A 12,864-nucleotide genomic window follows, 5' to 3' on the forward strand; every position below is an offset into this window, starting at 1 on the left:
GCCTCGGCCCAGCCGTCCTCAGGCCGCGGCGCGCAGGCGCTCGAGCAGTTGGGGATGGATGTCCTGCGAGGCGGCGCAGATCGAGCCGTTGGTGAGGCTCTCCAGCCCGCCGTCGGCGTCGGTGACCTTGCCGCCGGCTTCACTGACCAGCAGCAGCCCGGCCGCCAGGTCCCAGGGCTTCAGGTCCCGCTCCCAATATCCGTCGAAACGACCCGCGGCGACGAACGCCAGGTCCAGGGCCGCCGCGCCGAAGCGCCGCACGCCGGCGACCTTCTGGCTGATCTGGTGCAGCTCCTTGAGGAACTGGGCGTGGTGGCCGTGGCCCATGAACGGGATGCCGGTGGCCAGCACCGATTCCTCCAGTCGGTTGCGCGCCGAGACTCGCAGGCGCCGGTCGTTGACGAAGCACCCCTTGCCCTTCTCGGCCCAGTACAGCTCGTTGGCCGCCGGGTTGTAGGTCACGGCCGCCACCACCACCCCGTCGCGCTGCAGAGCGATGTTGATCGCAAAGTGCGGAATCGCGTGGAGGAAGTTGGTAGTGCCGTCCAACGGATCGACGATCCATGTGTGGGTCTTGTCCGTGCCCTCGATCATCCCGCGCTCTTCACCCAGGAAGCCGTAGCCAGGTCGCGCCTTGCTCAGCGCCTCGAACAGGGTCTGTTCGGCCTTCAGGTCGGCGGCGGAGACGAAATCGGCCGCGCCCTTCTTGGACACCTGCAGCTCGGCCACCTCGCCGAAGTCGCGATTCAGCCCTCGCGCCGCCTTGCGCGCGGCGTCGGACATCACCTTCAGAAGCGCTGATTGTGTGGACACGCGTGGAAACTCCGCTCGCTCTTGAGCGCCTGGCAGCCCGCTTAGGAAGCCTCAGCGCACGGTGGGCGGATCAGTCCGCCCGCCGCAGATACTCTCCGGTCTCGGTAGAGACCAGCACCCGCTCGCCCGCGTCCATGTAGGGCGGGATCAGCACACGCATGCCGTTGTCGGCCTTGGCGGGCTTGTAGGACGACGACGCGGTCTGGCCCTTCACCGTGGGCTCGGCCTCGACGATGGTCAGCACCACATATTCCGGCAGCTCGATGCCGATCGCGCGGTCCTCGTGGAACTCCAGCGTCACCACCATGCCGTCCTGCAGAAACTGCGCGCGCTCCTCGCCGACGAAGTCCTTGTGCAGCTCGATCTGCTCGTAGTTGGACTGGTCCATGAACACCAGCATCTCGCCCTGCTCATACAGGAAGGAGTGCTCCTTCTGCTCCAGGGTCACCCGCTCGACGGTGTCGGAAGAACGCCAGCGCTCGTTCAGCTTGCGCCCGTCGAGCACGTTCTTCAGCTCCACCTGGGCGAAGGCGCCGCCCTTGCCGGGCTTCACGTGGGCGGTCTTCACCGCCACCCAGAGCGAACCGTCGTGCAGCAGGACGTTGCCGGGCTTGATGGTGTTGGCGGTGATCTTGGGCATTGCGGGCTTTCAGGGCAAACGGGCGCGCCGTAGCGTAAATTCGGCGGCGGAACCTAGAGGCGCCGGCCCGCCAAGGCAAGGCGTGCGGCGGTCGGCCTCATCAGGCGCGGCCACGCTCGGCGACGCCCAGGGCGATTTCGGCATTCAGCGCGGCCACAGCAGCGGCGGGGCCGTCGCCGTACGACCACACCCCGGCCGACACCGCCAGGAAATCCGCGCCGGCGGCGGCCAGCCCGCGGGCGTTCTCCACGGTGATCCCGCCGATCGCCACGCAGGGGGTCTGCATGACCTCCTGCCAGACGCTCAGGATCTCCGGATCGGCGCGGGTCTTCGCGTCCTTGGTGCTCGTGGGGAAGAAGGCGCCGAAAGCCACGTAGTCGGCGCCGGCCTCCGCCGCCTCCATCGCCAGGTGGCGGCTGTCGTGGCAGGTGACGCCGATCATTGCGTCCGGACCCATCAGCTTGCGGGCCTGGGCGTAGGGCGCATCCTCCTGGCCGACGTGCACCCCGTCGCATCCGAACTGAGCGGCCAGGTCGGGGCGGTCGTTGAGGATCACCGCGACGCCGCGGGCGCGCGCGATCGGCGACAGCGCCTCGACCGCGGCGGCGATCATCGGGTCAGGGACGTCCTTCAGGCGGATCTGCAGAGCGGCCACGTCGCCTGCGTCGAGCGCCTGCGACAGGGCTTGGCCATAGGCCGCGAGATCGTCGATGCGAGGCGGGGTGATCAGATAGAGGCGGCAGGGATTGGGCATGCAGCGCCCTTCTATCGTCCGGCGCGCCCGCGGCAAATCAGATCGTCACATGCAAACGAGTTGCAAAGGCGTTCGCAAATGGTAATCTACGTCCAACGACATGGGAGGCGGGGCGTCAGGTGTACGTCTGCAACTGCAACGGCATTCGTGAGCGCGAGATTCGCGCGGCCATCGCCAGCGGCGCGTTGCGCCCTGCAGAGATCTTCCGCGCCTGCGGCCAGACCCCCCAATGCGCCCGCTGCGTCTGCGACATGCGCAAGATGCTCAGCGAACAGGATGAAGCGCTGCGCTACGCGGCCGAATAGCATTCGTCCAGCCTTGCAAGTGCGAGGCCTAATCACTTGCAAACATAAGCTTTGACACACCGCGCCGCCGGCGAGACTTTGCGCGCATCACCGCGTACCTGAGGAGTTCCGCCATGCAAGGCGACAAGGCGATCATTCGGCTGTTGAACGCCGTGCTGACCAATGAACTGACGGCGGTCAATCAGTACTTCCTGCATGCGCGCATGTACGAGAACTGGGGCTTCAAGCGGCTGGGCGAGATTACTTACAAAGAATCGATCGGCGAGATGAAGCACGCCGACAAGCTGATCAAACGCATCCTGTTCCTGGAAGGCCTGCCGAACCTGCAGGACCTGCACAAGCTGCGGCTGGGCGAGACAGTGCCTGAGTCGCTGGCCGCCGACCTGGAGATCGAGCTGGGCGGCCGCAGCACGCTCGTCGAGGGGATTCGACTGTGCGAGACCGCCGCCGACTATGTGTCGCGGCAGATCCTGCGGGAGATCCTCGCCGACACCGAGGAACACGTCGACTTCCTGGAGACCCAGCTGTCGCTGCTGCGCGCGCTGGGCGAGGCGAACTACCTGCAGAGCGCGCTCGGCGAACTCGAAGGCGGCGGCGACGCGACGGGGTGAGCGGATTCGTGGCCTTCTCCCCTTGCGGGAGAAGGTGGCCCCGAAGGTCGGATGAGCGGTCTCTCAGACCCCTCTGCTTCGATCATCAGCAAGCTAATCCGATAGGGCTTTCAACCCCTCATCCGGCCTGAATCCGCGGGCCACCTTCTCCCGCAAGGGGAGAAGGGGAGCGCGCCCTAAGCCGCCCGTTCCAGCGCGCCGTCCCAGCGACCGAGGCTCGCCAGCGAGTTCATCTTGGCGCGATGGGCGAAGGCCTTCTGCGCGGCGGTGACGTTCTCGGTGCGGCCGGACCAGGCCTTCTGGGGCGCCGCCTGCAGCGCGCGACCGTAGGAAAAGGTCATCTTCCACGGGAAGCCGCCGATGCGGTTCATGGCGTCCAGGTGCGCCGTCGCCTCTTCGTCGGACTGGCCGCCGGAGAGGTAGGCGATCCCCGGCACTGCGGATGGCACGGTCGCCTTCAGGGCCGAGATGGTGCGCTGGGCGACCTCCTCGACGGAGGCGCGCGAGCTGCACCCCTTGCCGCAGATCACCATGTTGGGCTTCAGCACGATGCCCTCAAGAGCCACGCGCTGTTCGGCCAGCTCGGCGAACACCGTCTGCAGCACCCAGCGGGTGACCTCGTCGCAACGTGCAATGTCGTGGGCGCCGTCCATCAGGATCTCCGGCTCGACGATCGGGACGATCTGCGCCTCCTGACAGATGGCGGCGTAGCGGGCCAGAGCATGCGCATTGGCCTTCACCGCGCCCCAGGTTGGCAGGCCGTCGGCGATGTCGATCACCGCGCGCCACTTGGCGAAGCGCGCGCCCTGTGCGTAGTCCTTGGCCAGACGTTCGCCCAGGCCGTCCAGCCCCTCGGTCAGGGTCTCGCCCGGGAAGCCGGCCATCGGCTTCGCGCCCTTGTCGACCTTGATGCCGGGAATCGCGCCGGCCGCCTCGATCAGCTTGACCAGCGGCGTGCCGTCGGCGCCGATCTGATACAGCGTCTCCTCGAACAGGATCACGCCGGAGATGCAGCCGTTCATCGCCTCGCCGCAACGGAACAGCAGCTCGCGATAGTCGCGGCGGTTCTCCTCGGTGTTCTCCACCCCGATAGCGTCGAAGCGCTTCTTGATCGTGCCGGAGCTTTCGTCCGCCGCCAGGATGCCTTTGCCAGACGCCACCAGGCGCTCGGCGATCGTGTTCAGAGCCGCGAGATCCATCGGGTTCGTTCTACTCCCTATTGAGCAAGCGCGGCCACGCCGGGCAGCGTCTTGCCTTCCATCCATTCAAGAAACGCGCCGCCGGCTGTCGAGACGAAGGTGAAGTCGTCCGTGCAGGCCGCTGCGTTCAGCGCCGCCACCGTATCACCGCCGCCGGCCACGGCCACCAGCTTGCCGGCCCTGGCCAGCGCGGCGGCGTGACGGGCGGCGTCGACCGTCGCCACGTCGAACGGCGGGACCTCGAACACGCCCAGGGGGCCGTTCCAGATCACGGTCGCCGAGGCGTCCATCGCCGCCTTCAGCGCCGCCGCGGTGCGCGGACCGGCGTCGAGGATCATGTCGTCGGGCTGAATCGCGTCCAGCGCCCGGACATGGTGATCGATTCCCGGCTTGACCGCCTTGGCGGTGACCACGTCCACGGGCAGCAACAGCTCGCACCCGGCCGCCTTCGCCGTGGCCATGATCTCGCGCGCGGTCTCGGCTAGGTCGTGCTCGCAGAGCGAGGCGCCGACATCGACGCCCTGCGCCGCCAGGAAGGTGTTTGCCATGCCGCCGCCGATCGCCAGGCGGTCCAGCTTGCCCACCAGGTTGTCCAGCAGGGCGAGCTTGCTCGATACCTTGGACCCGCCGACCACGCCCAGCACCGGACGCTTGGGCGAACCCAGGGCGGCCTCCAGCGCGTCGAGCTCGCGGCGCATGCTCTCGCCCGCGTAGGCCGGCAGCACATGCGCCAGCCCTTCGGTGGAGGCGTGCGCGCGGTGCGCGGTCGAGAAGGCGTCGTTGACGTAGAGGTCGCCGTTCTGCGCCAGTTCGGCGATGAAGTCGGCGTCGTTGGCCTCTTCGCCTGGATGGAAGCGCACGTTCTCCAGCAGGGTCACGCCGCCTGCGCCCGCTGCGTGGATCGCCTCCGCTGCGGCCGGGCCGATGCAGTCCGTCCCGAAGCTGACCGCCATACCCAGCAGCTTCGACAGCGGCTCGACCAGCGGCTGCAGGCTCATCGACGGGACGCGCTTACCCTTCGGCCGATCGAAGTGGGACAGCAGCACGACGCTCGCCCCACCGGCGCGGAGCTTCTCGATGGTCGGCAGGGCGGCGCGCAGGCGCGTGTCGTCTGTGACTGCGCCGTCGGCCATGGGCACGTTGAAATCCACGCGCACCAGGGCGGCTTTCCCGCCCAGATCGTCGGGCAGATCGTCCAGGGTGCGGAACGACATCAGCCCTCCATCCCGCTCGTCCCGGCGAAAGCCGGGAACCAAGCTGAGTCTGAGCAAGATCGAACCGCCGCTTGGGTCCCGGCTTTCGCCGGGATGAGCGGAGAGGAAACCGGAAACATCGCGATCAGATCAGTTTCGCCATGGCCAGCGCGGTGTCGCTCATCCGCGTCGAGAACCCCCACTCGTTGTCGTACCAGGACAGCACGCGGCCGAGGCCGCCGTCGATCACCTGGGTCTGGGCCAGCGCCGCGGTGGACGAGGCGGCGATGTGGTTGAAGTCGATCGACACCAGCGGCTCGTCGGTCACCGCCAGCACGCCCTTCAGCGGGCCGTCGGCCGCGGCCGCCTTGAGGGCCGCGTTGATCTCATCCTTGTCGAGCTTGCGCCCCGGCACCCAGGTCAGGTCGACCACCGAGACGTTGGGGGTCGGCACCCGGATGGAGGATCCGTCCAGCTTGCCCTGCAGCTCGGGGATCACCAGGCCCAGCGCCTTGGCGGCGCCGGTTGAGGTGGGGATCATCGACATCGCCGCGGCGCGGCCGCGGTAGAGGTCCTTGTGCATCGTATCCAAGGTCGGCTGGTCGCCGGTGTAGGAGTGGATGGTGGTCATGTAACCGCGCTCGATGCCGGCCAGGTCGTGCAGCACCTTGGCGATCGGCGCCAGGCAGTTGGTGGTGCAGGACGCGTTGGAGACGATCAGGTCGGCGGCGGTCAGCGTTTGATGATTGACGCCGAAGACGATGGTCTTGTCGGCGTCGTCGCAGGGCGCGCTAACCAGCACGCGCTTGGCGCCGGCGTCGAGGTGAGCCTTGGCCTTGTCCTTCGAGGTGAACAGGCCCGTGCATTCCAGAGCGATGTCGACGCCCAGCTCGCGATGCGGCAACTCGGCCGGATTGCGGATCGCAGTGACCTTGATCTTGCCCAGGCCCACGTCGATCGAGTCGCCGTCGACGGTTACCGTTCCGGGGAACCGGCCGTGCACGCTGTCGTAGCGCAGCAGGTGGGCGTTGGTCTCCACCGGGCCCAGGTCGTTGATCGCCACCACCTCGATGTCGCGGCGCGCGTGCTCGACGATCGAACGCAACACCAGCCTGCCAATGCGGCCAAAGCCGTTGATCGCGACGCGAACGGTCATATCGAGGGTCTCCTGACAGACGACGGCCGTGATGCGGCCTGTTGATTGCGCGAGGCTTTCTTCGGGCGGGGACGCTCTAAGTCAACCCCTGGCGCGCCGCGCGAAGGGCGAGCGGGGTCACGCAAGCTTGCGCTTAACCACATCCGCGACAGCCTGAGCCGTCAGCCCGAAATGCTCGTAGAGCTTATCGCTGGGTGCGCTGGCCCCGAATCCGGTCATGCCGACGAACGCCCCGTCCTCGCCGATGAACCGTTCCCAGCCCATCTTCACAGCGGCTTCGACGGCCACCCGCACCGGCGCCTCGCCGATGACGCCGGCGCGGTAGCCGGCGTCCTGCGCCTCGAACAGCTCCCAGCAGGGGACCGAGACCACCCGCACGCCGATGCCCTCGGCTTCGAGCAGGTCGCGCGCGGCGACAGCGATGGAGACCTCGGTGCCGGTGGCGAAGATCGTCGCGCGCGCCGCGCCCGAGGCCTCGCGCAGTTCGTAGGCGCCGCGGGCCGACAGGTTCTCACCCGCCGCTTCCATCCGCACCGCCGGGACCTTCTGCCGCGACAGCGCCAGGATCGACGGCGTGGATTTCGACTGCAGGGCGAGCTTCCAGCATTCGGCGGCCTCGATCGCATCGGCCGGGCGGTAGACGTTGAGGTTGGGGATCGCGCGCAGCGAGGCCAGATGCTCCACGGGCTGGTGTGTCGGGCCGTCTTCGCCCAAGCCGATAGAGTCGTGGGTCATCACATGAACCACGCGAACGCCCATCAGCGCCCCTAGGCGGATCGCCGGGCGGCTGTAGTCGGCGAAGGTGAGGAAGGTGCCGGAATACGGGATCACCCCGCCGTGCAGCGCCATGCCGTTCATCGCCGCGGCCATGCCGTGCTCGCGCACGCCATAGTGGACGTAGCGCCCGGCGTAGTCGGGTTGGTCGAACGGGACCATGCCCTTGACGAAGGTGTTGTTCGAACCCGTCAGGTCCGCCGAGCCGCCGACCATTTCAGCCACCGCCGGCACGATCTGTTCCAGCGCCGAGCCCGAATGCACGCGGGTCGCGTTGGCGGGCTTGGTGGCGATCAGCTCGGACATATAGGCGTCGAGGCGCGCAAAGGCGTCGGCCGGAAGCTCGCCCTGCACGGCGCGTTCGAACTCGGCCTTGAGCGGCGCGCGGGACAGCTTGGTCTCCCAGGCGCGGCGGGTCTTGGCGCCGCGCTTGCCGGCCGCGCGCCAGGGCTTCAGCGCTTCTTCCGGCGTCACGAACGGCTCGTGCGACCAGCCCATGGCGCGGCGCGCATCGGCGATCTCGTCATCGAACAGGGTGTATCCGTGGCTGTGCGGATCGCCTTCCTTCCGGCCCGCGCCCTTAGAAATCTTGGTGCGGCAGGCGATCATCGTCGGGCGGCTGCGGCGTGTAGCCCAGCGCAGGGCGCCCGCGATCTTGCCGAAGTCGTGGCCGTCGACGACCTTCACCGCCCAGCCCGCCGCCTTGAATCGCGCCACTTGGTCGCCGGTTTCGGAGATCGTCGCTTCGCCATCGATGGTGGTGTTGTTGTCGTCGAACAGCACCGTCAGCTTGGCGAGCTTCAGCCTGCCCGCCAGGCTGATCGCCTCATGACTGACGCCCTCCATCAGGCAGCCGTCGCCGGCGATCACCCAGGTACGGTGGTCGACCAGGTCATCGCCGAAGCGGGCGGCCATGTGCCGCTCGGCCATGGCCATGCCGACGGCGGTGGCGATCCCCTGCCCGAGCGGCCCTGTGGTGGTCTCCACGCCTGGCGTGTGCCCGTACTCCGGGTGGCCTGGCGTGTTCGAGCCCAGTTGCCGGAAGTTGCGGATCTGATCCATGGTCACCGCCTCGAACCCTGCGAGGTGCAGTAGGGCGTAGATCAGCATCGAGCCGTGGCCCGCCGACAGCACGAAGCGGTCGCGATCAGCCCACTCCGGCGCCGAGGCGTCGTACTTCAGGAACTTCGTCCAGAGCACCGTGGCGACGTCGGCCATGCCCATGGGCATGCCTTGGTGGCCTGATTTCGCCTTATGGACGGCGTCCATTGAGAGCACACGGATAGCGTCGGCCATCGTCTGAAGGGGAGCGGGCATCGAGGGGCCTTGCGCAGACTCGTTAATGGGTGCGGGAAGCGCGCGCGGCGTCGCACGCGCACGCGTGAGGGTCAAGGCGCGCTCCCCTGCGGCTTGCGCGCGCTACGGGCTTCCGGTCGAACGCCCACGCGGTCTATAGATTAACCACAGCAAGGAGCGTGGAATGATCCGAGAGGCCATCGGCGAGAACGCCCTGGACCAAGCCGCACGACGGCTTGAGCGGGCCGTGACGCTGCTGGAACAGCAGCAGGCGCAGCGCGTTCCCTCGGCTGAGGCCGAGACGGACGCCGCGTTCGCGCCGGACCGCGCCGCGCTGGCGGCGGAACTGGATCAGGCCCGTGCCCGCGAGCGCCAGCTCGAAGAAGCCGGCGCCGAAGCCTCGGCCGCGCTCGGGCGCGCGATCACCGAGATCCGCGCCGCCCTGGATGGCCAGACGCCATCCGAACCGACGGAGACTTAAAGACCATGGCCCAGGTGACCATCGAGGTGAACGGCCGCCCCTACGCCGTGGGCTGTGCGGACGGCCAGGAACAGCACCTGCGCGAACTGGCGGAAATCTTCGACCGCCAGGTGCGCCAAGTGTCGCAGGACATGGGCCAGCTCGGCGACACGCGCCTGCTGCTGATGGGCGCGCTGCTGCTGGCCGACGAGTTGGCCGACGCCAAGGGCCGCCTCGCCGCCCAGCAGGCCGAGCTCACCCGCCTGCGCACCGACCAGTCGCGGGTCGAGACCCGCGCCGTCCTCTCCCTGGAGAACGCCGCCAAACGCATCGAAAAGCTCGCCGGCCTTTGATCGCTGCGATGGCTGGTTGAGAAGCGCCGCCCGACGCACTACCTTGGACCTTGGCGGGTCTGCTGCGGCTCGCGTCGAAGGCCAAATTCCCGGGGACCTTAATTCACCTCTAAGGGAGCTGTCCCTGGCCGGGTCCGTGGACCCGGACACACGGCGCCCACCTGTCTACAACAGGTCCGAGGGGAATTTAACCACCTTCACGGCTCTCGCGGCGCCGCCACCCATCCACTTTCCTGCTATGCGTGGCGCGTGGATCCCTCGCAAACCGACAAGGCCGCCCTTCGCGCACGGATGCGCACCCTCCGCGCCGAGCTGGCGCGCGCCGGGCCTCATGCCGGCGAGATCGTCGCCGCCGACCTGCCGATGGAGCGCCTTCCCGCGTTCGCGATGTTCTCCGGCTACCACGCCTCGGGCTCGGAGCTGGACCCCAGCGCGCTGATCCGCCGGATCAGCCAGACCGGCGCGATGTTCGCCCTGCCGGTGGCGCTTGCGAAAGACCAGCCGCTGATCTTCCGCGCCTGGGAGGCGGACATGGACCTGGAACCGGACGCCGTGGGCATACCCTCGCCGCCGGCCTCCGCGCCCGAGCTGCATCCCGACCTGGTGATCTGTCCGCTGCTCGCATTCGACCGCCGTGGCGGGCGCCTGGGACAGGGCGGCGGCCATTATGACCGCACTCTGGCGAACCTGCGGGCGATGAAGTCGGTTTTCGTGCTCGGCCTCGCCTACTCCGGGCAAGAAGTGGACGCGGTTCCGATGGGCGAGCATGACCAGCGCCTGGACGCCGTGCTCACCGAGACCGGCTATTTCGAAGTAAAGGCCTAGGGCGCGCGCATGAGGTTTGCCTTCTTTGGGGATGTCATTGGGCGTTCCGGCCGCGAGTCGGTGGCCGACCACCTGCCAGCCTTGCGCCGGCGGCTGGGGCTGGAGTTCGTGGTGATCAACGCCGAGAACGCCGCCGCCGGCTTCGGCATCACCGAGAACACGGCGCGCGAGTTGTTCGATTCCGGCGCCGACTGCCTGACGCTCGGCAACCACGCCTGGGACCAGAAGGAAGCGCTGACCTACATCATCCGTGAACCGCGCCTGGTGCGGCCGCTGAACTATCCAGCGCTCACCTATGCGCCGGGTCGCGGCGCGCAGATGTTCGAGACCGACGCCGGTCGTCGCGTGCTGGTGATCAACCTCCTGGGTCGGGTGCACATGGATGCGCTGGACGACCCGTTCTCGTCTGTCGACCGCGAGCTGGAGGCTTGCCCGCTGGGCTCGGCGGCGGATGCAGTGATCATCGACATGCACGCCGAGGCGACCTCGGAGAAGATGGCCATGGGCCACTTCTGCGACGGGCGCGCCAGTCTGGTGGTGGGCACCCACACCCATGTGCCGACGGCCGACGCGCAGATCCTCACCGGAGGCACCGCCTACCAGACCGACGCCGGCGCCTGCGCCGACTACGACAGCGTGATCGGCAACCAGAAGGAAGAGCCGCTGCGCCGCTTCACCACGCGCATCTCCGGCGGCCGCTACAAGCCCGCCGAGGGCCCGGCCACCTTGTGCGGCGTGTTCGTGGAGACCGACGACGCCACCGGGCTGGCGCGCCGCATCGAGCCGATCCGCATCGGCGGGCGGCTGTCGCAGACGGTGCCGTCGTTGGAAACCGTCGCCGGCGAGTGATTGCGCCGGCGCACACGGCGCGTCACGCTCAAGCTTGGGTTCACGCTGGAGACACCTCGCGATGCTGGTCCGCTTCCTCATACGTGCGTTGATCGCCGCGCTCGGCCTGTGGCTGGCCGCCGCCCTGATCCCCGGTGTCAGCTATTCCGGCGTCGGCAGCCTGATCGTCGCAGCCGTGCTGCTGGGGATCGTCAACGCCTTCGTGCGCCCGGTGGTGTTCGTGCTCACCCTGCCGCTGACCGTGGTGACTCTGGGCCTGTTCCTGCTGGTGGTGAACGCCGCGATGATCGGGCTGGTGGCGCTGCTGCTGGGCGGCTTCACGGTCGACGGGTTTGTGCCCGGCGTGCTGGCCGCGATCGTCACCGGCGCGGTGAGCTGGGTCGGTCACCTGGTGCTGGGCCTGGGCAAGAGGTAGCGGCGTGACGGAGGGGGCGAACGGCGCAAAGAAAAAGGGCGGAGCCTTGCGGCCCCGCCCCTCATTCTCATGTCGACTGGAGACGTGGACTTAGAAGTCCATGTCGCCCATGCCGCCGCCCGGCATCGCCGGGGCGCCGCCGCCCTTCTTGGGGGCCTCGACGATTGCGGCTTCCGTGGTGATCAGCAGGCCGGCCACCGAGGAGGCGTCCTGCAGAGCCGTACGCACGACCTTGGCCGGGTCGATGACGCCGGCCTGGACCATGTCGACATACTCTTCCGTCTGGGCGTTGAAGCCGAAGGTCGGCGAGCTGTTCTCGAGGATCTTGCCGACCACGATCGAGCCTTCCACGCCGGCGTTCTCGGCGATCTGACGGATCGGAGCCTGCAGCGCGCGACGCACGATGGCGACGCCCGCTTCCTGGTCGTCATTGTCGCCCTTGAAGCCGTCGAGAACCTTCGAAGCCTTCAGCAGAGCGACGCCGCCGCCGGGGACGATGCCTTCTTCCACGGCCGCGCGGGTCGCGTTGAGGGCGTCGTCGACGCGGTCCTTCTTTTCCTTCACTTCGACTTCGGTCGAGCCGCCGACGCGGACCACCGCAACGCCGCCGGCGAGCTTGGCCAGGCGTTCCTGCAGCTTTTCCTTGTCGTAGTCGGAGGTGGTGTCTTCGACCTGACGCTTGATCTGGGTGATGCGGCCTTCGATGTCGGCCTTGTCGCCCGAACCGTCGACGATGGTGGTGTCGTCCTTGGTGATCTGGACCTTCTTGGCCTTGCCGAGCATGTCGAGGGTGACGTTCTCGAGCTTGATGCCAAGGTCTTCGCTGATCAGCTGGCCGCCGGTGAGGATGGCGATGTCTTCCAGCATCGCCTTACGGCGATCACCGAAGCCCGGAGCCTTGACGGCCGCGACCCGCAGGCCGCCGCGCAGCTTGTTGACCACCAGGGTGGCCAGGGCTTCGCCTTCGACGTCCTCGGCGATGATCAGCAGCGGACGGCCCGACTGGACGACCGCTTCCAGGATCGGGAGCATCGCCTGCAGGTTGGAGAGCTTCTTCTCGTGGATGAGGATGTAGGGATCGGTCAGCTCGACCGACATCTTCTCGGGGTTGGTGATGAAATAGGGGCTGAGATAGCCGCGGTCGAACTGCATGCCCTCGACTACGTCGAGCTCGAATTCGAGGCCCTTGGCCTCCTCGACGGTGATCACGCCTTCCTTGCC

The 12,864-nt window shown here is 67.9% G+C and carries 15 protein-coding genes, 1 other RNA gene and 1 pseudogene; 9 read left to right on the forward strand and 8 right to left on the reverse strand.

Annotated elements, in window-relative coordinates; genetic code table 11:
- Nucleotides 1-18 precede the first annotated feature (18 nt).
- The 3 genes from Q8R27_RS14405 to thiE all read right to left on the reverse strand — a co-directional run bounded on the left by Q8R27_RS14405 (nt 19) and on the right by thiE (nt 2,207).
- On the reverse strand, nt 19-813 hold the full coding sequence (locus Q8R27_RS14405) for an inositol monophosphatase family protein (RefSeq protein ID WP_305598197.1): 795 nt from the start codon (nt 811-813) through the stop codon (nt 19-21).
- Nucleotides 814-883: 70 nt separating this feature from the next.
- Entirely contained in the window at nt 884-1,453 is a 570-nt protein-coding gene (gene efp, locus Q8R27_RS14410; RefSeq protein WP_305598196.1) for an elongation factor P, read from the reverse strand.
- Nucleotides 1,454-1,553: 100 nt separating this feature from the next.
- A complete protein-coding gene (gene thiE / locus Q8R27_RS14415) occupies nt 1,554-2,207 on the reverse strand; it encodes a thiamine phosphate synthase (protein ID WP_305699674.1) in 654 nt (217 codons plus the stop codon).
- A 119-nt stretch (nt 2,208-2,326) separates the two neighbouring features.
- Between thiE and Q8R27_RS14420 the strand changes: the two genes are divergently transcribed.
- From Q8R27_RS14420 to Q8R27_RS14520, 3 genes and pseudogenes are all read left to right on the forward strand, one after another.
- Nucleotides 2,327-2,512, forward strand: coding sequence for a bacterioferritin-associated ferredoxin (locus tag Q8R27_RS14420; protein ID WP_305699675.1), 186 nt, complete (start codon nt 2,327-2,329; stop codon nt 2,510-2,512).
- 113 nt (nt 2,513-2,625) lie between these two features.
- Complete coding sequence (gene bfr / locus Q8R27_RS14425) at nt 2,626-3,123, forward strand: bacterioferritin (RefSeq protein ID WP_305699676.1); 498 nt, start codon at nt 2,626-2,628, stop codon at nt 3,121-3,123.
- A 120-nt stretch (nt 3,124-3,243) separates the two neighbouring features.
- Nucleotides 3,244-3,308, forward strand: a pseudogene (locus tag Q8R27_RS14520) (hypothetical protein); the annotation flags it as partial.
- Here the strand turns inward: Q8R27_RS14520 and Q8R27_RS14430 are convergent.
- The 4 genes from Q8R27_RS14430 to tkt all read right to left on the reverse strand — a co-directional run bounded on the left by Q8R27_RS14430 (nt 3,300) and on the right by tkt (nt 8,762).
- The gene (locus tag Q8R27_RS14430; RefSeq protein ID WP_371134706.1) at nt 3,300-4,388 is read right to left on the reverse strand and encodes a class I fructose-bisphosphate aldolase; all 1,089 of its coding nucleotides are present in this window, start codon (nt 4,386-4,388) and stop codon (nt 3,300-3,302) included. The pseudogene Q8R27_RS14520 and the gene Q8R27_RS14430 overlap by 9 nt on opposite strands.
- The gene (pgk, locus tag Q8R27_RS14435) at nt 4,340-5,536 is read right to left on the reverse strand and encodes a phosphoglycerate kinase (protein ID WP_305699678.1); all 1,197 of its coding nucleotides are present in this window, start codon (nt 5,534-5,536) and stop codon (nt 4,340-4,342) included. Before pgk ends, Q8R27_RS14430 begins: the two co-directional genes overlap by 49 nt.
- A 124-nt stretch (nt 5,537-5,660) precedes the next feature.
- The gene (gene gap, locus Q8R27_RS14440) at nt 5,661-6,671 is read right to left on the reverse strand and encodes a type I glyceraldehyde-3-phosphate dehydrogenase (RefSeq protein WP_305699679.1); all 1,011 of its coding nucleotides are present in this window, start codon (nt 6,669-6,671) and stop codon (nt 5,661-5,663) included.
- 117 nt (nt 6,672-6,788) lie between these two features.
- Nucleotides 6,789-8,762 (reverse strand): transketolase, encoded by a 1,974-nt coding sequence (gene tkt / locus Q8R27_RS14445; RefSeq protein ID WP_305699680.1) that lies wholly within the window; start codon nt 8,760-8,762, stop codon nt 6,789-6,791.
- A 163-nt stretch (nt 8,763-8,925) separates the two neighbouring features.
- Here tkt and Q8R27_RS14450 point away from each other — a divergent pair, with 163 nt between their 5' ends.
- The 6 genes from Q8R27_RS14450 to Q8R27_RS14475 all read left to right on the forward strand — a co-directional run bounded on the left by Q8R27_RS14450 (nt 8,926) and on the right by Q8R27_RS14475 (nt 11,643).
- Nucleotides 8,926-9,222: a DUF4164 family protein gene (locus Q8R27_RS14450; RefSeq protein WP_305699681.1), complete on the forward strand. Its 297-nt coding sequence runs from the start codon at nt 8,926-8,928 to the stop codon at nt 9,220-9,222.
- 5 nt (nt 9,223-9,227) lie between these two features.
- The gene (locus Q8R27_RS14455) at nt 9,228-9,554 is read left to right on the forward strand and encodes a cell division protein ZapA (protein WP_305594642.1); all 327 of its coding nucleotides are present in this window, start codon (nt 9,228-9,230) and stop codon (nt 9,552-9,554) included.
- A 56-nt stretch (nt 9,555-9,610) separates the two neighbouring features.
- Nucleotides 9,611-9,772: non-coding RNA, 6S RNA (gene ssrS / locus Q8R27_RS14460), on the forward strand.
- Between the two features lie 31 nt (nt 9,773-9,803).
- A complete protein-coding gene (locus Q8R27_RS14465) occupies nt 9,804-10,379 on the forward strand; it encodes a 5-formyltetrahydrofolate cyclo-ligase (protein ID WP_305699682.1) in 576 nt (191 codons plus the stop codon).
- Nucleotides 10,380-10,388: 9 nt separating this feature from the next.
- Complete coding sequence (locus tag Q8R27_RS14470; protein WP_305699683.1) at nt 10,389-11,228, forward strand: TIGR00282 family metallophosphoesterase; 840 nt, start codon at nt 10,389-10,391, stop codon at nt 11,226-11,228.
- A 64-nt stretch (nt 11,229-11,292) separates the two neighbouring features.
- A complete protein-coding gene (locus Q8R27_RS14475) occupies nt 11,293-11,643 on the forward strand; it encodes a phage holin family protein (protein WP_305699687.1) in 351 nt (116 codons plus the stop codon).
- Nucleotides 11,644-11,733: 90 nt separating this feature from the next.
- Here the strand turns inward: Q8R27_RS14475 and groL are convergent.
- Nucleotides 11,734-12,864: chaperonin GroEL (gene groL / locus Q8R27_RS14480; protein ID WP_305699684.1), on the reverse strand; the 1,131-nt coding region annotated here is incomplete at its 5' end.

This window comes from Phenylobacterium sp. (genome assembly GCF_030697305.1).
Lineage (GTDB): Bacteria > Pseudomonadota > Alphaproteobacteria > Caulobacterales > Caulobacteraceae > Phenylobacterium.